The 19531-nt window shown below is 67.7% G+C and carries 22 protein-coding genes; 9 read left to right on the forward strand and 13 right to left on the reverse strand.

The window, feature by feature from the left end; all coding sequences use genetic code 11:
- Positions 1-94: 94 nt before the first annotated feature.
- On the reverse strand, positions 95-1330 hold the full coding sequence (locus IL252_RS04175) for an ABC transporter permease (protein ID WP_208626889.1): 1236 nt from the start codon (positions 1328-1330) through the stop codon (positions 95-97).
- On the reverse strand, positions 1330-2031 hold the full coding sequence (locus tag IL252_RS04180; protein ID WP_279634270.1) for an ABC transporter ATP-binding protein: 702 nt from the start codon (positions 2029-2031) through the stop codon (positions 1330-1332). The genes IL252_RS04175 and IL252_RS04180 overlap by 1 nt, the downstream gene beginning before the upstream one ends.
- A 99-nt stretch (positions 2032-2130) precedes the next feature.
- Between IL252_RS04180 and IL252_RS04185 the strand changes: the two genes are divergently transcribed.
- Both IL252_RS04185 and IL252_RS04190 read left to right on the forward strand, forming a co-directional pair.
- A complete protein-coding gene (locus IL252_RS04185) occupies positions 2131-3201 on the forward strand; it encodes a DUF2092 domain-containing protein (RefSeq protein WP_208626891.1) in 1071 nt (356 codons plus the stop codon).
- A 115-nt stretch (positions 3202-3316) separates the two neighbouring features.
- On the forward strand, positions 3317-4156 hold the full coding sequence (locus IL252_RS04190; protein ID WP_208626893.1) for a pantoate kinase: 840 nt from the start codon (positions 3317-3319) through the stop codon (positions 4154-4156).
- Between the two features lie 36 nt (positions 4157-4192).
- Here the strand turns inward: IL252_RS04190 and IL252_RS04195 are convergent, their stop codons facing one another.
- Positions 4193-5599: a sugar porter family MFS transporter gene (locus tag IL252_RS04195; RefSeq protein ID WP_208626895.1), complete on the reverse strand. Its 1407-nt coding sequence runs from the start codon at positions 5597-5599 to the stop codon at positions 4193-4195.
- A 190-nt stretch (positions 5600-5789) separates the two neighbouring features.
- On the opposite strand from IL252_RS04195, the gene IL252_RS04200 reads away from it, so the two are divergent.
- The 3 genes from IL252_RS04200 to IL252_RS04210 all read left to right on the forward strand — a co-directional run bounded on the left by IL252_RS04200 (position 5790) and on the right by IL252_RS04210 (position 10349).
- Positions 5790-6533 carry a 4-phosphopantoate--beta-alanine ligase gene (locus IL252_RS04200; protein ID WP_208626897.1) on the forward strand — a complete coding sequence of 248 codons (744 nt, stop codon included), beginning with the start codon at positions 5790-5792 and terminating at the stop codon, positions 6531-6533.
- A gap of 63 nt (positions 6534-6596) precedes the next feature.
- A complete protein-coding gene (locus IL252_RS04205; RefSeq protein ID WP_208626898.1) occupies positions 6597-9224 on the forward strand; it encodes an ATP-binding protein in 2628 nt (875 codons plus the stop codon).
- Positions 9225-9425: 201 nt separating this feature from the next.
- Positions 9426-10349 carry a sulfide-dependent adenosine diphosphate thiazole synthase gene (locus IL252_RS04210; protein ID WP_208626900.1) on the forward strand — a complete coding sequence of 308 codons (924 nt, stop codon included), beginning with the start codon at positions 9426-9428 and terminating at the stop codon, positions 10347-10349.
- 120 nt (positions 10350-10469) lie between these two features.
- Here IL252_RS04210 and IL252_RS04215 read toward each other — a convergent pair whose 3' ends face one another.
- Positions 10470-10937 carry a bifunctional nuclease family protein gene (locus IL252_RS04215; protein WP_208626902.1) on the reverse strand — a complete coding sequence of 156 codons (468 nt, stop codon included), beginning with the start codon at positions 10935-10937 and terminating at the stop codon, positions 10470-10472.
- An 89-nt stretch (positions 10938-11026) separates the two neighbouring features.
- On the opposite strand from IL252_RS04215, the gene IL252_RS04220 reads away from it, so the two are divergent.
- The 3 genes from IL252_RS04220 (at position 11027) to IL252_RS04230 (ending at position 12679) form a co-directional block, all read left to right on the forward strand.
- The gene (locus tag IL252_RS04220; RefSeq protein WP_208626904.1) at positions 11027-11320 is read left to right on the forward strand and encodes a hypothetical protein; all 294 of its coding nucleotides are present in this window, start codon (positions 11027-11029) and stop codon (positions 11318-11320) included.
- A 118-nt stretch (positions 11321-11438) separates the two neighbouring features.
- The gene (locus tag IL252_RS04225; RefSeq protein WP_208626906.1) at positions 11439-11978 is read left to right on the forward strand and encodes a hypothetical protein; all 540 of its coding nucleotides are present in this window, start codon (positions 11439-11441) and stop codon (positions 11976-11978) included.
- A 443-nt stretch (positions 11979-12421) separates the two neighbouring features.
- Complete coding sequence (locus IL252_RS04230; RefSeq protein ID WP_012807550.1) at positions 12422-12679, forward strand: hypothetical protein; 258 nt, start codon at positions 12422-12424, stop codon at positions 12677-12679.
- 4 nt (positions 12680-12683) lie between these two features.
- On the opposite strand, the gene IL252_RS04235 is transcribed toward IL252_RS04230, so the two are convergent.
- The 8 genes from IL252_RS04235 to IL252_RS04270 all read right to left on the reverse strand — a co-directional run bounded on the left by IL252_RS04235 (position 12684) and on the right by IL252_RS04270 (position 17846).
- Positions 12684-12947: a DUF3194 domain-containing protein gene (locus tag IL252_RS04235; protein ID WP_153554216.1), complete on the reverse strand. Its 264-nt coding sequence runs from the start codon at positions 12945-12947 to the stop codon at positions 12684-12686.
- On the reverse strand, positions 12948-13340 hold the full coding sequence (locus IL252_RS04240) for a prefoldin subunit beta (RefSeq protein WP_153554217.1): 393 nt from the start codon (positions 13338-13340) through the stop codon (positions 12948-12950).
- A 73-nt stretch (positions 13341-13413) separates the two neighbouring features.
- Entirely contained in the window at positions 13414-14178 is a 765-nt protein-coding gene (locus IL252_RS04245) for an aldo/keto reductase (protein ID WP_208626908.1), read from the reverse strand.
- Positions 14179-14217: 39 nt separating this feature from the next.
- A complete protein-coding gene (locus IL252_RS04250; RefSeq protein WP_208626909.1) occupies positions 14218-14610 on the reverse strand; it encodes a hypothetical protein in 393 nt (130 codons plus the stop codon).
- A gap of 106 nt (positions 14611-14716) precedes the next feature.
- Positions 14717-17062 carry a bacterio-opsin activator domain-containing protein gene (locus tag IL252_RS04255; RefSeq protein ID WP_208626911.1) on the reverse strand — a complete coding sequence of 782 codons (2346 nt, stop codon included), beginning with the start codon at positions 17060-17062 and terminating at the stop codon, positions 14717-14719.
- 121 nt (positions 17063-17183) lie between these two features.
- Positions 17184-17429, reverse strand: a complete 246-nt coding sequence (locus tag IL252_RS04260) for a KEOPS complex subunit Pcc1 (RefSeq protein ID WP_170095194.1) — start codon at positions 17427-17429, stop codon at positions 17184-17186.
- 1 nt (position 17430) lies between these two features.
- Positions 17431-17565: a DNA-directed RNA polymerase subunit P gene (locus IL252_RS04265; RefSeq protein WP_012807557.1), complete on the reverse strand. Its 135-nt coding sequence runs from the start codon at positions 17563-17565 to the stop codon at positions 17431-17433.
- Complete coding sequence (locus tag IL252_RS04270; protein ID WP_049940679.1) at positions 17565-17846, reverse strand: 50S ribosomal protein L37ae; 282 nt, start codon at positions 17844-17846, stop codon at positions 17565-17567. The genes IL252_RS04265 and IL252_RS04270 overlap by 1 nt, the downstream gene beginning before the upstream one ends.
- 218 nt (positions 17847-18064) lie before the next feature.
- Between IL252_RS04270 and IL252_RS04275 the strand changes: the two genes are divergently transcribed.
- Positions 18065-18811, forward strand: coding sequence for a TMEM165/GDT1 family protein (locus IL252_RS04275; RefSeq protein WP_208626913.1), 747 nt, complete (start codon positions 18065-18067; stop codon positions 18809-18811).
- On the opposite strand, the gene IL252_RS04280 is transcribed toward IL252_RS04275, so the two are convergent.
- Positions 18808-19530: a DUF2103 domain-containing protein gene (locus tag IL252_RS04280; protein WP_153554224.1), complete on the reverse strand. Its 723-nt coding sequence runs from the start codon at positions 19528-19530 to the stop codon at positions 18808-18810. The genes IL252_RS04275 and IL252_RS04280 overlap by 4 nt on opposite strands.
- Position 19531: the final 1 nt, after the last annotated feature.

A 19531-nucleotide genomic window follows, 5' to 3' on the forward strand; every position in this document is an offset into this window, starting at 1 on the left:
CTGGGTCCTCGGTCTCCCGTACTGTTGGCTGTCTTCGTGACGAGATTCGCCACCCAAAGTGGCGACACCGGTCACAGATAGACAGCCGACAGTGTCACTCGTATCGGAGGGCGTCGATCGGGTCGACGCGGGCCGCCCGCCACGCGGGATAGAGCCCCGCGACGACGCCGACCAGCACGCCGACCAGCACGGCCAGCGCCGACCAGAAGGGTGCGAACGCGAAGCCCACCTCGGCGTATCGGGTCCCACCCCAGGCGACCGCGAGCCCCAGCGGGAGGCCGAGCAACGCGCCGCCGGCACCCAGCAGCGTCGCCTCCAGCAAGAACAGCTCCATCACGTCGCGGTTGCGCGCGCCGACGGCCTTCATGATCCCGATTTCGCGGGTGCGCTCGGTGACGCTGACCAGCATGATGTTGGCGATGCCGATCGCGCCCACCACCAGCGCGATGACCGCGATCCCCGTGACGAAGCGCGTGATCTGGTCGATCACGTCGCTGATCTGCTCGGCGAAGTCTCCGCTGGTCCGGGCGACCAGCTCGACGCCGTCGGGCGCGAGCTGGCGGGCGTCGGACCGCTCCTGTAAGTACGTCTCGACCGCGTCGGTGACGGCCAGCGTCGAAGCCGGATCGGCGATCACGGTCGCCTGCGGGTACGCGCGCAGCCGAGCGTTCGCGTTCGGACTCTCGACGACGCTCTCGTAGAATGGGTCGGCTGGGACGTAGAGCCCCGGCTGCGGACCGAAGTTACCCACCGGCAACTCGCCAGCGGTCCCGTTGACGATGCCGACGACCGTCAGCGTCCAGGTCTCGTCGGCGCGATCGACCGTGATCTCGTCGCCGACGGTGACATTCTCCGCGAAGGTGGCCTCGGCCGCGGCGCGGTTGAGGACCGTCTCGTTCGCACCGCGCTCGAAGCTCCGTCCGGCGACCAGCGTCTCGTCGGTGACGGCCTCGGGAGTCGTGGCCGTCGCCTGCTGGAGGGCCACCGTGTCCCCCCGGTGGGTCACCGCGTTGATCGGGATCGAGCCCCGCGGGACGACCGCCTCGACGCCGTCGATCTCCGCGAGGCGATCGAGGTCGTACTCGGTGAACACGGGCTGGAGCGCCTGCTGGAACCCCTCTTCGTCGGCGGGCTGGCCGAGCACGTAGACGTTGTTCGCCCCCGAGTCGGCGATCCCGCCGACGACCTCGGCCTGGACGCTCGCGCCGAAGGTCGCGAAGGTGACGACCGAGGCGATGCCGATGACGACGCCGATCACCGTCAGCGTCGAGCGCAGCTTGTGCGAGCGGATCGAGCGGGCCGCGATCGTGAACGATTCGCGCGGGTCCATCAGTCGCTCAGCTCCTCGATCCGTTCGACGACGCCGTCTCTGACGTGGACGATGCGCTCGGCGTGGTCCGCGATGCGGCGCTCGTGTGTCACCAGCAGGATCGTGTTGCCGGCCGCGTGGAGGTCGTCGAGCAAGCTCATGATCTGCTCGCCCGTCTCGGTGTCGACGTTGCCGGTCGGTTCGTCGGCCAGGATCAGCTCCGGGTCCGGTGCCAGCGCGCGGGCGATTGCGACCCGCTGGCGCTGACCGCCGCTAAGTTCGGTCGGGCGGTGGTCCAGTCGCTCGCCGAGGCCCACGTCGGCGAGCAGGTCACGGGCGCGCTCGCGGCGTTCGGTGCGCCCCCAGCCGTCGAACACGAGCGGCATGGCGACGTTCTCGACGGCGGTCAGCCGGGGCATCAGGTTGAACGTCTGGAAGACGAACCCCACGCGGCTCCCGCGGATCGCCGCCCGTTCGTCCTCGGTGGCCGCCGAGAGGTCCCGCCCGCCGACGGTGACCGTCCCCTCGGTGGCGGTGTCCAGTCCCCCGACGAGATTCAGGAGGGTGCTCTTGCCCGAGCCACTCGGCCCCATCACGGCGGTGTAAGAGCCCCGAGGCAGCGATAGGGACACGCCGGCAAGCGCCTCCACGACGCCGCCCAGATCGTACGTCTTGCGCACCCCAGACAGCGTGACCACGTCGTCCGCGTCAGCCTGAGCCATTCACTCGCACTAAGGCCGGGACGCCTATCAGCGTTGTCCGAACCTCTCGGATATCGGATAGCAGGAACACACTTTACAGTCCAGCCCTAACCCCACGTAATGAGCCCCAGAGTGGATGGTCGCCGCGGTCTCGTCCTCCTCGTGGTCGTCGCCGTCGCCGTCGCTGGATCGGCCGCCGTCACGGGCGCGTTCGCCACGTTCCAGCAGCCGACGGGCGACGAGGTCCTCGACGAGGTCGAACAGCGGTACGAGAGCGCCGACTCGATGACGAGTACGGCGACGGTGACGGTCGAAAACGAGAGCGCGTCGACGACGGCCACCGTCGAACTGGCCGCGGACGACGAGAACCGGACCCGGATGGTCGTCGAACGAAACGGCGAGACGGTGCGGGCGGGCTCGAACGGCACCGTCGCGTGGTACGTCGGGCCGAACCGATCGGCCGCCTGGCCCGTCGACTCGCTGGAAAGCCAGGCCGGCGAGCAGTGGACCGGAGCCGACGCCGAGTACGGCGAGACGGGCGAACGGCTCTCGGCCGACGGGACGCCACTGAACGCCTCGAACGCCTCGGCGACGCTCGTCGGGACGCCCACGGTCGACGACACCAGCACCTACGAGGTCGAACTCACGCACCCCGAACGTGAAGGGTCGACGACGCTGTGGGTCGCACAGGACGACTACCGCGTGGTCCGGGCAGTCGCCACCGACGGCACGAACCGCACCGTCGTCGCGGTCGAGTCGACGGTGTTCGACGTGTCGATCCACGACAGCACCTTCGACCCGCCGACGGATCGCGTCGCGCTGACGACGGTCGATCGCTACGACAGCTTCGACGCCGCACAGTCCGAGACCGAGCTGTCGCTGCCTCGCCACGACGCGACCTTCAGCGAGGCGACGGTGACGGTCCGACAGGGCGAGACGATCGTCGGCCAGCGCTACGTCGACGACGGGGCGAACGTCACCGTCCTCTCGACGACCGCCGACGAGCGCCTCGATCGACTGACTGAGAACGCGACCGAGCGAACGGTCGACGGCCAGACGGTCCACGTGGCCACGGCCGAGGACCGCGCGATCGCGGTCCGGCAGAACGACGGCGTGACGACCGCGGTCGTCGTGGAGGGATCGACCGACCGGGCGGTCGAGATCGCCGACGAGCTGTATAGTGACAATTGAAATGATTGACACACCGATCGCACTGCTGCCGTGCGATCGGGTGTGCAGTGAATTTCAATGGCGACTATAGTCCGGACCGGCAACGCTTACGGCCCCCGACCTGTTTTCCCGATGCATGACCGACGAGGCGACGGCTTTCGTGCCCGGCCACGTGACGGGCTTTTTCACGACTGACCCGGCCGACGATCCGACGAAGGCGGGATCGCGCGGCGGTGGGATCGCGCTGTCCGACGGCGTGACCGTCACCGTCGAGCGCAGCGACGAGCGGTCGGTGTCCCTGAACGGCGTCGACATCGAGATCGAGGCCGTCGAGCGAGTCCTCGACGCGCTGCGAGCGACCGTCGCGGTGCGAGCCGAGACGCCGCTGCCGCTTGGCTCTGGCTTTGGCGTCTCTGGCGCGACCGCGCTGGGGGCGGCGCTGGGGACCAACGCCGTCCTCGATCGCGGGCTCTCCGAGAACGAACTGGTGACGATCGCCCACGGCGCGGAGGTCCAGGCCGGGACCGGGCTGGGCGACGTGGTTGCGCAGGCCCGCGGCGGCGTCCCGCTGCGACTCGAACCGGGCGGGCCACAGGACAACTACATCGACGCCGTCCCCGCGCGGGGCCGTCTCGAGTACCACGTCATCGGCGAACTCTCGACCGAAGCAGTTCTGGACGGCGACACCGCGGAGCTGACCCGTGCCGGCGAGAAAGCGCTCTCGCGGGTCGTCAAGGAACCCACGACGGAGTCGTTCGTCCGGGCCTCGCGCCAGTTCGCCCGCGAGGCGGGGCTGCTGACCGACGACGTGCGGTCGGTGCTCGAAGACGTGGCAGCGGCCGACGGGGACGGCGCGATGGCGATGCTCGGCGAGACGGTCTTTACGATCGGCTCGGGGCTGACCGACGCGGGCTACGACGCGACGGTCACCGAGATTCACCCCGGCGGTGCGACGCTACTAGATCGGTCGGGTTGATACGGGAACGATCGAGGACGTGCCCTCCGACCGCTCTTACTCCTCGGAGTCGCCGACGGCGGCCGCGGGCGTCGACGAGACGTTGTTCCGGAGGTCCGCCTCGATCGCTTCCAGGGACCGCCCCTTCGTCTCGGGCACGAGGCGGTAGGTGAAGACGAGCGCGACCAGGCTACAGAGTCCGAACAGCCAGAACGTCGAGGGCTGTCCGACGCTGGCGGTCAGGACGGGGAAGGCCAGCGAGACCGCGAGGTTCGCGCCCCAGTTGGCGACGGTGACGAGTCCCATCGCGCTGCCACGGGTCGCCAGCGGGTAGATCTCGGAGATGAGCAGCCAGAAGACCGGGCCGAGCCCGATCGCGAAGAAGGCGACGAACAGCATCAGGCTGCCCGTCGCGATCCAGCCCAGCGCGCCGCCGAAGCCGGGCAGGTAGAAGACGACACCGAGGATGCCAAGCGTGACGACCATCCCGCCGACACCCACCAACAGGAGGACGCGTCGGCCGACACGGTCGATCAGCGCGATGGCGACGACCGTCATGACGACGTTGATGACGCCGATCCCGACCGTCGCGAGGATCGATGTGACGCTGCCGAACCCGGTCGACTCCAGGATCGTCGGGGCGTAGTAGATGACGGCGTTGATCCCGGTGATCTGCTGGAAGACGGCCAGCCCGAGCCCGACGATCAGCGCGGGGCGCATCCACGGCTGGAGCAGGTCCCGCAGGCCGGTACCGGACTGTTTCTCGACGGTCGAGCGGATCTCCGCCAGTTCCTCCTCGACGCCCTCCTCGCGGGTGCGTGCGAGGACGGCGCGAGCCTCGTCCTCGCGGCCGTTTTCCAGGAGCCAGCGGGGGCTCTCCGGCATCTTCAGCATACCGATCGCGAGGACGACCGCCGGCACCATCCCGGCACCGAGCATCCACCGCCACGCCCCCGCGTCCGCGAAGGCGTAGTTGACGAAGTACGAGACGAGGATGCCGACGGTGACCATCAACTGGTTCAGCGAGGTCAACGCACCGCGGATCTTCGGCGGCGAGATCTCGGAGATGTACAGCGGGCCGACGATCGAGGCGAACCCGATCGCGACGCCGTCGATGAGCCGGCCGGCGACGAGGACCGGCACCGACGGGGCGACGGCCATGGTCAGCGAGCCGACGAAGAACACTCCGGCACCGAGCAAGATGAGCCGGCGGCGACCGATCCGGTCCGCGAGTCGCCCGCCGACGGCCGCGCCGAAGGCGGCCCCCGCCATCGCACCGCTGACGACGATCCCCTCGACGAGCGGGGACATCGTGAACGTGTCTTGGATGTAGAGGAACGCTCCGGAGATGATTCCAGTGTCGAACCCGAACAGGAGGCCGTTCAGCGCGGCGAGGGCGGCCGAGAGGTAGATGAACCGCCCCCCGTCGCCGTCCAGAACGCGCCGGAGTTGTGCTGTCGACATGTGTGAATTCCACACGAGCGTTTACAACATCTACAAAGAAGGCTTGCGATTTATCATCAAGATACAATCATGAAATAGTAGAGAAGACAGTGTAGTACTTCAGTAAGGCGATTACTGGCTAAAAAGAGATAGTAAGAAATGTGTAACGATAGAGCGATGGACTTTCGACGGTCGGCGGTCACCTGTCTCCATGAACGAGATCGACGTTCCCGAGTCCCACCCGCGATACGAGTCGCTGCTGACCCGCCACCGGATCGAGGACGGCGTCGAGAAGGGCATCACGTCTAAACAGGGCCTCATCGCACAGGGCCGCGGCGAGGCGTTCGACTATCTGCTCGGCGAACGGACGACCGACACCGCCGCCGCCGCCGAGCGCGCCGCCGCGGCCCACCTCCTGCAGGCCGACCACGCCGTGCTCTCGATCAACGGCAACGTCGCCGCGCTGGTGCCAGGCGAGATGGTCGCACTGGCCGAAGCGACCGGTGCCGACCTGGAGGTGAACCTCTTCAACCGGACCGAGGCGCGGATGGAACGGATCGCCGACCACCTCCGCGAACACGGGGCCGAAGACGTGCTCGGACTCGCCGCCGACGGCCGGATCCCGGGCCTCGACCACGAGCGCGCGAAGGTCGACGCCGACGGCATCGGCGACGCCGACGTGGTGCTGGTCCCGCTGGAGGACGGCGATCGCGCCGAGGCACTGGCCGACATGGGGAAAACGGAGCTCGTCGTCGACCTCAATCCCCTGTCTCGGTCGGCCCAGACCGCCGCCGTGCCGATCGTCGACAACATCATCCGGGCCGTCCCGGCGATGACCGACCACGCCCGAGAACTGGCCGGCGACGAGGCGGCCCAGCGCGAGGCGATCGACTCTTTCGACGCCGACGAGGCGCTGTCCGCGGCCGAGCGGGCGATCCGCGAGGGCGAACTCTGATCGGTGTCCTGTCGCGCAGTCGACCGGAAGGCGTTTTTGCGACCGCTCGCCAGACAGTGATATGTGTCGGGTCAAACGGGTGAACGAGGCGTGACGATACCGGACCACATCGAGATCGACCAGCCACTTCTCGACGGCCGGTCCGTCGCGGCGGGGTTCCGGTCGAACGATCAGACGTGGTGTGACGGCCACGACCAGCTCCAGGGCCTGCTCAGGGTGTTGTACCCGGCCTATCGCGTCGAGTACTCTTACGCCGTCGAGGGGCGGTTCCCGTGGTCGAGCCCGGACCACGAACGCGAGTACGCGCTGCTCGACGGTCTCTGGGAGGACAACGACGCGGGACTGGCGATGCACCGCCACGCCGCGACCGAGACGACGACGATCGATCCGCGAGCGCGCTACGGCGACGCGTCGGTGCCGACGGTCGCGCTGGGCTTCCACGGCGACGAAGCGCGAGCGGCGTCCGTGTTGCCGACCCAGCTCGAACACGAGCGCGAACGGATCGACCGCCAGATCGAGCGGTGGCACGAACAGGCCGACACGGAGGAATCCGCCGGCAACCACACGAAGGCCCGGCGCTTCCGCGAGCAGGCCGACGCCTACGAGGGCGGCGATCCGCTGGACGACCTCCGTGAGATCTACGGTCTGCCAGACGCCGTCGACGCGGGCTCGTTCGAGGGCGTCGAGTCGATCGATCGGGTGTCTCTCCCCTTCTGGATCGCCGAGTTCGGTGCCCAGGACCAGTCCGAACTGTGCTACGTCGCCGTCCGCCCCACCGACGAGGGGTGGGCGCGAGACACCATCACCTCCGTGGGCTGGCTCGAACAGTTCGTGGCGAGCCACCAGTCGGTGCTCGAATCGGACGGCCACTGGCTGGGTGCCGAGGACGTGGCCGTCGAGGGCACGCAAGACCGGATCGACCGTCGGCGCGAGGAGTCGGACGACCAGGCGGCCCGCGGGCAGGACGACGAGGTCGTCGACCCGCCGGAGACGGAACTGCTCGACGCCCAGCGACTCGTCGATCCCAGTCCCGACCGGGGCTTCTCGGACGTGGGCGGGATGACGGGGCTGAAAGAGACGCTGGAGGGGAAGGTGCTGAAGCCACTCGAACACCCCGACCGCTACCGGGAATACGGGCTCAGCACCGTCGACGGCGTCCTGTTGCACGGGCCACCGGGCTGTGGGAAGACCTACATCACGGGCGCGCTGGCGGGCGAACTCGGCCAGTCGTTCGTCCGCGTCTCGCCGGCCGATCTCTCCAGCAAGTACATGGGCGAACCCGCACAGAAGGTCCAGGAGCTGTTTGCCATCGCCAGGGCGAACCAGCCCTGCCTGGTCTTTCTCGACGAACTGGACGCGGTCACGGTCGCGCGGGACAACGACGACTCGAACCAGAGCGAGCAGGGGATGGTCAATCAGCTCCTGACGGAACTGGAAGGCGTCCGCGACGAGGACGTGGTCGTCGTCGGCGCGACCAACCACGTCGAGGACATCGACAGCGCAATCCGGCGCTCGGGCCGCTTCGACGAGCGCATCGAGGTGCCACCGCCCGACGCCGACGCCCGCCGGGAGATGCTCCGGGTCCACCTCGCCGGGCGGCCCACGACCGACGACCTGGATCTGTCCGCGACCGTCTCCGCGACGGCGGGCTACGCCGCCAGCGACCTCGAACGCGTCGTCGACGAAGCGGCCCGTGCGGCGCTTGCAGACGACAGTCCGGTCAGTACCGACCACCTCCGGGCGGCCGCCGAGCGGACCGAGACGAGCATCGACGAGTGGATCGGCCGCTACGAGTTCGTCGCCGAGGAGACCGACGGGACGGGGACGGTCGTCCAGCCGTCAGGCGTCGACCACCTCCAGGCCGACGCGATCGTCAGCGGCGACGTGACCCGGACGTTCGAGGACGTGGGCGGGATGGACGGCCTCCAGACGACGCTCGAAGAGAAGGTACTGGAGCCACTGCGCCAGCCCGAGCGGTTCGAACAGTACGGTCTCGAACCGACCAGCGGCGTCCTCCTGTACGGGCCGCCGGGCTGTGGGAAGACCTACATCACCGAAGCACTGGCGGGCGAACTCGATCACTTCTTCGTCGAGATCTCGCCGGCAGAGCTCGTCAGCAAGTGGATGGGCGAGCCCGCCCAGCGTGTCGCGGACCTGTTCGAGATCGCGCGGGCGAACCAGCCCTGTCTGGTCTTTCTCGACGAGATCGACGCGGTCGCGGGGAGTCGCGGCGCCAGCACGAACCAGAGCGGCCAACAGCTGGTCAATCAGCTGTTGACCGAGCTGGAGGCCATCTCCGACGAGAACGTGATCGTCGTCGGCGCGACCAACCTGATCGAGGACGTCGACGGTGCGATCCGGCGCTCGGGCCGGTTCGACGAACGCGTCGAGGTGCCGCCGCCCGACGCCGAGGCTCGCCGCGAGATACTGCGACTCCACCTCGCAGATCGCCCCGTCGTCGACGGCGTCGACTGGGATCGGCTGGCGGCCGCCACGGACGGCTACGCCGCCAGCGACCTCGAACTCGTCGCCGACGAGGCCGCCCACCGCGCGCTGCGGGCCGGCGACAGCGTCGACACGACGCACCTGCTGGACGCCGTCGAACGCACCGAGTCGAGCCTGCGCCAGTGGGACGACGGCCAGCGCTACCAGCAGAGCGAGGAAACGTCGGACCTCCGGTACTTCGGCTAGCGCGACGTTGTTCTGCCCACACCGTCTAGTCGGTGGGTTCCAGTAGACGCCTCCGTTCGCGAACACGAGAGCTCGCTGTGTGAGCGGGCCGGCGACGACGTGGTCCGCGCTTTCGATCCCGGAGAGCCACGCGTCCTAACAGCCGACGGCTTCGACCCAGACCGGAACCACTATTGCAACGTGGTGGTACCACTAGGTTGTATGAGCGAATTCGAGCAGTTCAGCGACGTCGGTGAGGCGGAAGTCACACGCGCGATCGGTCAGGAGTGGACCGAGGAGTTCATGGACTTCTCGGACTCCGACGTGATCATCGTCGGCGGCGGCCCCTCCGGGCTGACCGCGGCCAAGGAACTGGCCGAGCGCGGCGTCCAGGTCATGGTCGTCGAGAAGAACAACTACCTCGGCGGGGGCTTCTGGCTCGGCGGCTTCCTGATGAACAAGGTCACCGTTCGAGATCCGGCCCAGAACGTTCTGGACGAACTCGAAGTCGACTACAAACAGTCCCAGGACAGCGACGGGCTCTACGTCGCCAACGGTCCCGAGGCCTGTTCGGGCCTGATCAAGGCGGCCTGTGACGCCGGTGCGAAGATGCAGAACATGACGGAGTTCACGGACATCGTCATCCGCGAGGACCACCGCGTCGGCGGCATCGTCATGAACTGGACGCCCGTCCACGCACTGCCCCGCGAGATCACCTGCGTCGATCCGATCGCCGTCGAGGCCGATCTGGTCATCGACGCCACGGGCCACGAGGCCATGGCCGTCAAGAAGCTCGACGAGCGGGGCGTCCTCAACGCGCCGGGTCTCGAAGAGGAAGCCAGCGGCATGGACTCGACCGGCGACGACACCTACGGCGCACCGGGCCACGACTCGCCCGGCCACGACTCGATGTGGGTCGGTAAGAGCGAGGACGCCGTCGTCGAGCACACCGGCCTCGCCCACGACGGCCTCGTCGTCACCGGGATGGCGACGGCGACGACCTACGGCCTCCCGCGCATGGGGCCGACCTTCGGCGCGATGTTGCTCTCGGGCAAGCGCGCCGCACAGGCCGCGCTGGACGAACTCGAAGTCGACGCCGAACCGGTCGACGTGACGGCGACGAACGCGACCCCCGCAGACGATTAGCGAGGCACCGACCAGAGGGAGGGGCCTCGTCATCGCGACTCCGGAACCCAGAGAACCCCGAGCAGTCAGCTTTCACAGAAGTACCGCGTACGTGCCGCGAGAGCAGGACGGAGCGGGTCGTTAGAGCTCGAACTCGCTGTCGTCGTCTTCTTCGGGAGCTTCCTCGAAGGCGTCCGGTGGCTGGCCCGCCTCGTCGACGACCTCGTCGGAGACGATCAGCGGGCAGTCCACGCGCAGCGCGATCGCGATCCCGTCGGAGGGGCGGGCGTCGAACACCATCTCTTTGCGTCGGTCGTCGAGGTACTGCTCGGTGTCGATCTTGGCGTAGAAGGTGCCGTCGGCCAGATCGTCGATCCGGACGCGGTCGATCGCCGCACCGAACTCCGCAACCATCTCGACCATGAGGTCGTGGGTCAACGGCCGCTCGAACAGTTCGCCTTCGAGCGCCAGCTGCATCGACTGGGCCTGATCGGAGCTGACGAAGATGGGGACGACCTCGTCACGGGCGCGCAGGAGAACGACCGGCGCACCGGGACCTTCCTCACCGACGCCGATGCCGACGCCTTCCACCGTGGCCTCGTGTTCCATGGCCGACGGTTCGGTGCGGAGGTATGAAAAGCTGTGCAGTGGGGCCACACCAGCGAGTCGTTTAGGGGCGTGGCGACGAAAGCCGAGTCGTGACCGACGAGTACCGAGTCGCGATCAAGCCCTCCGCCTGGCAGCGCTCGCGGGCGGTCGGCGAGTGGGTGAACCGCGAAGGCGCTCGGCGTCGTTTCGCGTCGAAGGCGCTGGCCAGAGAGTGGGCCAGGGCGTGTTCGGGCCACGGCGTCCACCTGTGGGTGCAGGACGCGCCGGACCGCGAGGACCGGCCGATCGACGGCTACCTCGTCGGCGGCGCGCGCGGGACCGACCGCGCTGCCGACGGAACGAGACAGCAGTCACTCGTCGAGCGGACCGACAATCCCGGTTAATGCGAGTTAATCCGGAGCGTGAAACCGGTTGAAGCGACTTAATTCGACAGAATTCGGCGGTAGCGCGTCCCCCCTTCAAGTCCCATCGGCGGCGTAGGTGAGCCCGGAGACAACGACGATGCAACTCAAGACAATCGCCACGCTGGTGCTGGCCGTCGCCCTCGTCACGGGCTCGGCGGCAGCACTGCCCGGCAACGCACCTGCACAGGCCGACGACCACGCGAACGACGCCGACACCGCGAACGCGAACGCCGACCGCGACACGGACTCCGCCGAGAGCGACGACGCCGACAGTGAGGCGAACGAATCTGCCGACGCCGACCGCGGCCCGCCCGCCGACGTGCCCGGTGACGAACGACGCGGTCCGCCCGCGGACATGCCCGCACAGGTCCCCGACTTCGTCGGTGAGATCCACTCGCTGATCGGCCAGCACATCGATGGGACGCTGGAGGGCTCGCTGGGCGAGCAGATCAGCGACGTGACGCCGGACGACGAGAGCGACGACGCGGGAGCGGACGCGAGCGACACTGACGACGCCGAAAACGACGACGCAGACACCGACGACGAATCCGCAACTGAAGACACGGACAGCGACGACGAGTCTGAGACGACCACCGACGACGGAGACAGCGACGAGCAGACCGGAACGGACGCGTAAGCCGCCCGTCCCCGCTGACGCCGACCGGGTAGTGTTCAGATAAGAGACGCGGCGTGGTGGCGTTCAGGCACCGAAAGCCCTCGCGCAGTTGCGGTCCCGCGACTCGCTGCGCGCTCCGCGTGCTTGCGTCGTCGGGGTTCCTGCCAAGGCCGGCCGGTTGCACCGGCCGGCTATAACGTGACGGCGGAGCCGTCACGCAGCGCTCGCCCTTTCATCCGCCAGAACGTAGCTGGTGGCACTGTCCACGAGCCTGGCGGATGAAAGGGCGAGGCGCGGTAAGCAGATCTGCGCCGGCACTATTCGACCGGCGGGAGAATATCCGGCACAGATCTGCTTAGCGTGCCGAGGGCTTTCGGTGTGTTCGCTCCAGCTTGGCCCGCTTATCTGAACACCGCCGCCGACCGAGCGCGACGTTTTTTACCACAGCGACCCTCGATCTGGATATGGCAGAGTCTTCCGACCGCATCGACACGAGCGACCTGCGTGACGGCCTCGAACTGAACCGCTGGCAGGCGATCAAGGCCGTCACTCCGTTCCTGTTGCTCGGACTGGCGGATCTCGTCCTGTTGCTCCAGTGGGGGCTCGACCCCCTCTGGGGGTTCATGATCCTGCCGCCGATCCTCTTCATCAGCGTGCTGGCCTGGATCGCGTTCCGGACCGGCTTCACCAAGGAACGGACACAGACGGCGGCAAAAGAGTAGCCCGCTACGACGAGAACAGGTCGTCGACGGCGGCCTGGGCCGCGAGCGCCGCGTCGTCTGCGACCTGTGCTTCGTCGTGGCGTCCGTCGGGGGCGTTCACGTAGACATCGACATCGAGGACGCCGTCCTCGAACGAGACGGTCACGTCGAGATCCTCGACGGTGCCGGTGTCGTAGCGCGAGAAGACGACATCTTCGGCAGCCGTCGCAGCGGTCTCGACGACCGTCTCGTCGGTGGGGTCGTCACTGTGCGACTGATCGGTCGACATTTACGCGCCGCCAGCGCCGCCCGGACCAGGTGCGCCGCCGGGACCGCCGCCGCCGCCCAGCATCTGCTGGAGCTCGCTCTGGAGGTCCTCGAACTGCTCTCGGACGCGCTCTTCCTGCTTTTCGAGGGTCTCCGTGCGGATCTCCAGTTCGTCGACCTTCTCTTCGAGGTCCTCGACGGCCTCGGCGTAGTCGGTCTTGACGAGCAGTTCGCCGACCTCGCGGTACATCGTCGAGTCCTCGTCGATGTCGTCGAGTTCGTCGAGCGCCGTCTCGGACTCCTGAAGCTGTGTCTCGGCCTGCTGCTTCTGGGCTGCGACCTGCTGTGCGGTTTCCTGAAGGTCCTGTAGCTCTTCGAGTTTCTCTTGTGCTTCCGGCGGCAGATTACCCTGCATACCCACCACCTCGGGTGCCGCACTGAAAAACCATTGCTTTCGGTGCAGCCGTGTCGAATCCCGGGGCGGCTCGTTACTCGGGGTACAGTTCGACGCGTTCGTCGATGCCCTCGATGCGGGCCACGTCGGCCTCGTCGAGCGTGAGGTCGGTCGCGTCGAGGTTCGCTCGCAGGTGGGCCGGCGAGGAGGCCTTGGGGATCGTCACGACGTTGTCGTGATCGCACAGCCACGCGATCGCGACGGTGGCTGGCGAGGAGTTGTACTTGTCCGCGATGTCTTCGAGGACCGGATCGTCGAAGACCTTCCCGCCGGCCAGGGGCGAGTACGCGACGAGCGGGTAGTCGTGTTCCTGGGCGTCGGCCAGGAGTTCGTCCTGCCGGAAGTAGGGGTGAAACTCGACCTGGTGGGCCGCGATCGGTGCGTCGAGGTGCGTTCGCGCCGTCCGCAGCTGGTCGGGCTCGAAGTTCGAGAGCGCGACGGCCCGCGTCAGGCCCGCGTCGGCGACCGAGTCGAGCGCCGACAGCGTGCTCGACGGCTCGTAGTCACCGCGCGGGCGGTGGACGTAGAGGAGATCGACGGCGTCCAGACCGAGCCGATCGAGGCTCGCCTCGGTGCCGGGACGCACGTCGTCGGCGGCGAGACGGTCGATCCACAGCTTCGTCGCGACCGTCAGCTCGTCCCGATCGACCGGGCTGGCCGCGATGGCGTCGCCGACCGTGGCCTCGTTCTCGTAGATCTGTGCCGTATCGAGGTGGCGGTATCCCAGTTCGATGGCGCGCGCGATCGGCTCGGTCTCGTCGATACCCATCGTCCCGAGGCCGACGGCTGGCAGGTACATACGGCCACTACTGAACGGGACAACTAGTGTCTGGCGGTGCTATCGGAGGACTTCGTCGACGTGTTCGGCCCACTTCTCGACGGTCGGCTGGCCCCAGTAACGGACCGATTCGCTCCGGCGGTCGAAGTCGAGCACGCCCTTCTCGTCGAGTCGCGGGAGGTGGACCTCCACCAGGTCCGTCCGGACGGCAGACACCGATCCAACCTCGAGACAGTCACGACCCATGCCGCGCTGTGTGACCGCCGTGGCGAGGGTCTCGACCGTCGCCGACGACGCCTCGGTGTCGGCGAAGTACAGAACGATCGCCCGCCGACGCCAGTCTGCGAGCAGTTCGAACACGTCGTCGATCATCGGCACGGTGAGACCGCGATCGCAGGGCGTCATCCCACGCCACTCGTCGCTGTCGGGTTCCCCAGTGGGCTGGTTGGTCATGGGTCAAGCACTCGGTTGTAACACTCCCAGATGGGAATAACTAGCCGCCTAGGTGGCTAGGCTATCGGTGGACCAACAGGACCGGTCGTCGTCCGGTGGCGCGATATTACCGGTCGAGCACGCCAGCGAGGAGATTCCGCTCTGCCCGGCGGAGGTGCTCGTGGAGTGTCGGCGAGGCGATGCCCAGCGAGTCCGCGAGCTCCTCGGCGGTCGTCTCGCGAGGCCAGTCGTAGTACCCCGAGAGGTACGCCGCCCGGAGGACCTCTCGCTGGCGATCGGTCAGCGGCGACAGCGGCGACCGCTGGCCGTCGCTCTCGGGCTGGGTCCGCTTGCGCTTGGAGACGAGCGTCACGTCCGGGAACCACCGTTCGACGACGGTCTGGACCGACCGGAGGTCCGCGTCGTCGGTCGTCTCGACGACGAGGCGAGCCCCGCCGGGATCGATCTCGGTCTCGACGAGACGGGCACCCACCTCTGCGAGTTCTGTACCCAGCGACGACGACCCGTGGAGTTCGACGAGAGAGTCCCCGTCGGTCCGGGTCACCGCCGCGTCCTCGACGATCTCGGACTCGCGGACCGTGTCGACCACCGTACCGGGGGCGGCTCCGTCGACCCGAAGGTACTGCACCACGCCGTCGCTGGTCTCGACCACGCCGGCCGTTTCGAGCGTACAGTCACAGCCCCGTGCGATCCCGGCCAGACAGGCGTCGTCGCTGTCGGAACGAAACGCCAGCCTGAGCGGGGCCTCGTGCTGGAGCAGCCGCTTGTTCTGGATCGCCGTGAGGGCGAGCCCGATCGTCTCCCCGAGGACGGCGAAGCTGCGTGCGATGCGCTCGCTGAACGCGTCCGGTTCGGTCGCGTACACGGCGAGGATACCGTGGGTCGTCTCGCCGTGACGGAGCGGGGCGACGATCACCGACTCGAAGCAGGCAGTCAGTGCTCGCTCTCCCTCGGGCGAGAGCGCCGCCAGCGATCGGGTGTCCGAGACGACCTGTACCTCGCCGGTGCGGTAGGCACGAGTGACCGGCCCGCCATCGGTCCCACCGTCGTCGCGAAGCTCGATCTCGTCGAGGTGCTCGGTCCACGCACCGGCACTGGTCAGCGGGACGATCACGTCGTCGCCACCGCGACACTCGCCGATCCACGCCAGTCCGTAGCGACCGGACTCGACCAGCCGGTCACAGACGGTCTGCTGGAGTTCGGTGGTGCTGGCAGCGGTGCCCAGCGAGCCGATGATGTCCTGTACCAGTGCGTTCGTCCGGGTCAGCGTCGAGAGCTCGTCTCGCTGGGACTCGATCTGGCGGGTCCGCTCGCGTCGTTCGGTCACGTCGCGTGCGACGCCCATCAGACCGCCGTAGGTGTCCCCGCCGGTCGACAGGAGCGTGTAGTGGATCGACAGCTCGCGGTGCTGGCCGTCGCGGGTCCGGAAGGTCATGTCGACTTCCGCGCCCTCGGTGTCGGAGTCGTCCAGCAGCGACTGGACGGTGCGCTGACCGGCCTCCAGTTCGCCGGGAGCGAGTATCTCGGAAGCGTGCATCCCGATCAGCTCCCCGCGTTCGTAGCCCAGCATCGCCGCGAACGACTCGTTACAGAAGTCGACGACGCCGTTGTGATCGAGCGTGTACAGGCCGTCCCGCGCCTGTTCGACCAGCAACGCGAGCAGCCGCCGCCGCGTCTCACGGCGGACGCGGTCCGTGATGTCCTCGAACTGCTCGATCGTGATGCCGTCCCCCACACTCGCGAGGCGGTGTCGCTGGTGGACGTAGTAGCGGGTGCCGGTGGGGGTGGGAACCACGACCGAGTGATTTTCGACCGGCCCACCCCGCGAGCCGATTTCGCGGCGGCCACCGTCGTCGAGTTCCGCGGAGACGATCGCGTCCAGTCGCGCGTAGAAGTCCTCCGTCTCCGGGATCGAGCGCTCGATCCGATCGACGGGAAAGAGCGCTTCGAAGCTGTAGTTCGACCAGCGCACGCGGCCGTCGTCGTCGACGACGAACAGCGCGCTGGCTTCGGTCACCTCCCGACAGATCGTCGAGAAAGCAGTCGTACGCGCGTCTTCGAAGGCGTCGGGGAACTGTCCGACGAGCGTCTCGATCTTTTCTGCGAGGAGAGACGGCGCGTCCGCAGTCTCGCGTTCGACGATCGTCTCGACTCGACGTGTCGTCTCCGCTGGGATCGTCGCCGGGTCCGCGCTCGCGTACAGCACCGACGGGCAGTCGACCGCATCGAGGAGCGCGCTGCGTCGGTCCGCCGCGACACCGTCGGTCAAGACGAGCCCGTCCCACGACTCGGACTCGGCGGCCGTGACCGCCTCGACCCCGGTCTCGTGGTGCAGGTGGCAGTCGGCGAATCGATCGGCGAGTCGATCGGCGACGCTGTCGGTCGGCGTGTCGACGTAGAGCACCCGCTCTCTGTCGCTCGTCTCCGATCCGGACCCGTTTTCGCCGGTCATAGTGTCCACCCCGCTGTGATTATCTCAGTGAATACCTTCGACTGTATTCACATAATAATTTCGACAAACCATCGACTAGCGCAAGTACCGAGCGGAGCGACAGTCGCAGTGACTGGCGGCGCTACGGGACGGTGCCGGCGGTCCGTTCGGCGACGGCGACGAGGGTCGCCCAGGTGTTACAGCCGGCACGGAGCGCCACGAGGTCGGCGGCGGTGATCTCGACGACGACCGTCGCCGCGTCCCGCCGGAGCGTGGCGGTCGTCCGCTCCCCGCCGATCTCGCCGATCTCCGGGCGGACGCTGCGTGCGACGCGGCGTGCCTGCTGGTCGTCGTCGTACTCGAAAGAGAGAACGGCTTCGTGATCCACGCTACTTGACGTCGACTTCCTTGACGTCGCGCGACCGCTCTTTCAGCAGCACTCGGTGACCGCAGTACGGACAGCGAACGCCGCCGTACTCGTCGAGCGTCACGTCACGCTTACAGCGGGAACACTTGTAGCTCATTACTCGTCCTCGTCTTCGGCGAGCGCAGCGCGGATCGAACGGGTGACGGTCTTCCCACCGGGGGTCTCCGGACGGTACGTGCCGCCAGTGTACTTGTATCCACAGTAGCTACACTCCCAGATACCGGTCCCCTTGCGGTCGACGCGGTCTTTGCCACATTCGGGACAGGCGTGGTCGTCTCGCATGTCGTCTTCGATCTCGGCGACGCGGCGGCGGGCGACCCGGCCGTACCGTGCGCCGAAGCGACCGGCACTTCCGGTTCGTCCCTTGTCTTTGGCCATAGTATCGTACTGTCGGCCCAGGACTTTCATAAACCTGTTGAGTTTGGACCGGCCGCAGGGACCCGGACTGCTCACAGGCGACCGCCCCGATCCGACCGAGCCGTCGACCGACATCCCGTTCGACACGCCACGCTTATTTATTAGACCCATCTAATACTACGCGACTGACTCATGTTCGTCCACGCGGAGCTACCGAACGTCCACCGTGAGGTGAGAGCGTGACCGGATTCGTCGAGATCGTCGCGGTCGCGATGATCGCGCAGTTGAGCGTGTTGCCCGGTGAGAAAGTCCAGTTCATCATCGCCGGCCTCTCGACGAAGTACAACCCACTGGTCGTCGTCGCGGCGGCCGGGAGTGCCTTCGCCGGCTGGACGGCCTTAGAGATCGCCTTCGGAGCGGCCATCCAGGCAGCGCTGCCGGGCGTCTACCTCGACGCCTTCACCGCCGGAATGTTCCTCCTGTTTGCCGTCCTGCTCTACCGATCCGCCCCGGCAACGGGAACCCAGCCGGACCCGGCGACGATCGCCGACGGTGACGGGGCTGGGGCCGACCACCGGACCGACGGCGGGACGGCCACCGTCGACCTGCCCGACGTGGTCACGCTCGCGGGCCGTGAGTTCACCGTCCCCGACCGGTTCGGGAGCTTCCTCCCCATCTTCCTGCTGATGGCGGCCGGCGAGTTCGGCGACAAGACCCAGCTCATCACGATCACACTCGCGGCCGAGTACGGTGCGACGGCGGCGATCTGGGCCGGCGAGATGCTGGCGATCATCCCAGTGAGCCTGCTGAACGCCTACTTCTTCTACACCTTCTCGCATCGGTTCGACCTGCGGAAGGCCCACTTCTTCGGGGCGAGCCTGTTCGGCTTCTTCGGGCTGGACACGGTGCTTTCGCTGCTGACCGGATTCTCGATCTGGGAGACGATCGTCGACGCGCTCACGACGGCGCTGCTGGCCGTCGTCTAGTCCTGTAAGTCGGCCTCGGTCAGGGCGTCGTTGAGGTCTGCCCGGACGCGCTCGCCGAGTTCTCGGTCGCCAGCCGTCGTCACGATACGGTTCTCCTGAACGCTGGAGCCGTCCCGGATCAGCAGTCTGACGTTGCCGTGTTCGTCCGCTCGGGTCGCCTTGGCGCGCACGCCGGTCCGCGATCCCGACCCACCGGCGTCGATCGGCCCCGGAATCACCTTCTTGACGTGGGGGTGGCCGGCGACCGTCTGGATCGCTCGCTTGCCGGCCCGGCCGCCCACGAGCGTCGAGTGTGAACCGCCGAGTTTCTCCTCTGGGGCGGCGTCGACGACCTCCAGTGCCGGCTCGCCGCGTCGCTCCAGGACGTGTTCGACCGGCTCGTCGCCGTCGACGCGATAGAAGGGGTAGTGGAGCTGACTGCGGACGGCCCCAACAACGTCGCGGTCGCCGGTGACGTACACCTCCTCTGGCCGTTTGCGACGGACGTCGTCGGCGACGAGCCCGGCGAAGTTGCGCAACTCGACGACGCCGGTCTCGCCGCCCGCTTCCGGCGTCGTCGTGATCGTCCGTGCGGCCACGACCGTCTCGTCGGCGAGTGCGGTGACCGTCGCCCGTTCGCGGTCGAGTTCGAGGACGACCACGTCCGTGTTTGCCGACCGACAGACCAGACAGTAATCGCCCGGTCGGTCGAGTTCGGAGCCACACTGCCGACACGACATA

It is taken from the genome of Halomicrobium sp. IBSBa (assembly GCF_017612575.1).
Classification (GTDB): Archaea; Halobacteriota; Halobacteria; order Halobacteriales; family Haloarculaceae; genus Halomicrobium.

Coding starts and splice junctions, on each gene's coding strand:
- IL252_RS04270 (WP_049940679.1), bottom strand. CDS start 17,846: ATGGCCAAAGACAAGGGACGAACCGGAAGTGCCGGTCGCTTCGGCGCA.
- IL252_RS04190 (WP_208626893.1), top strand. CDS start 3,317: ATGACCGACGAGGCGACGGCTTTCGTGCCCGGCCACGTGACGGGCTTT.
- IL252_RS04230 (WP_012807550.1), top strand. CDS start 12,422: ATGGCAGAGTCTTCCGACCGCATCGACACGAGCGACCTGCGTGACGGC.
- IL252_RS04240 (WP_153554217.1), bottom strand. CDS start 13,340: ATGCAGGGTAATCTGCCGCCGGAAGCACAAGAGAAACTCGAAGAGCTA.
- IL252_RS04185 (WP_208626891.1), top strand. CDS start 2,131: ATGAGCCCCAGAGTGGATGGTCGCCGCGGTCTCGTCCTCCTCGTGGTC.
- IL252_RS04215 (WP_208626902.1), bottom strand. CDS start 10,937: ATGGAACACGAGGCCACGGTGGAAGGCGTCGGCATCGGCGTCGGTGAG.
- IL252_RS04235 (WP_153554216.1), bottom strand. CDS start 12,947: ATGTCGACCGATCAGTCGCACAGTGACGACCCCACCGACGAGACGGTC.
- IL252_RS04210 (WP_208626900.1), top strand. CDS start 9,426: ATGAGCGAATTCGAGCAGTTCAGCGACGTCGGTGAGGCGGAAGTCACA.
- IL252_RS04245 (WP_208626908.1), bottom strand. CDS start 14,178: ATGTACCTGCCAGCCGTCGGCCTCGGGACGATGGGTATCGACGAGACC.
- IL252_RS04175 (WP_208626889.1), bottom strand. CDS start 1,330: ATGGACCCGCGCGAATCGTTCACGATCGCGGCCCGCTCGATCCGCTCG.
- IL252_RS04265 (WP_012807557.1), bottom strand. CDS start 17,565: ATGAGCTACAAGTGTTCCCGCTGTAAGCGTGACGTGACGCTCGACGAG.
- IL252_RS04280 (WP_153554224.1), bottom strand. CDS start 19,530: ATGTCGTGTCGGCAGTGTGGCTCCGAACTCGACCGACCGGGCGATTAC.
- IL252_RS04250 (WP_208626909.1), bottom strand. CDS start 14,610: ATGACCAACCAGCCCACTGGGGAACCCGACAGCGACGAGTGGCGTGGG.
- IL252_RS04200 (WP_208626897.1), top strand. CDS start 5,790: ATGAACGAGATCGACGTTCCCGAGTCCCACCCGCGATACGAGTCGCTG.
- IL252_RS04180 (WP_279634270.1), bottom strand. CDS start 2,031: ATGGCTCAGGCTGACGCGGACGACGTGGTCACGCTGTCTGGGGTGCGC.
- IL252_RS04225 (WP_208626906.1), top strand. CDS start 11,439: ATGCAACTCAAGACAATCGCCACGCTGGTGCTGGCCGTCGCCCTCGTC.
- IL252_RS04255 (WP_208626911.1), bottom strand. CDS start 17,062: ATGACCGGCGAAAACGGGTCCGGATCGGAGACGAGCGACAGAGAGCGG.
- IL252_RS04195 (WP_208626895.1), bottom strand. CDS start 5,599: ATGTCGACAGCACAACTCCGGCGCGTTCTGGACGGCGACGGGGGGCGG.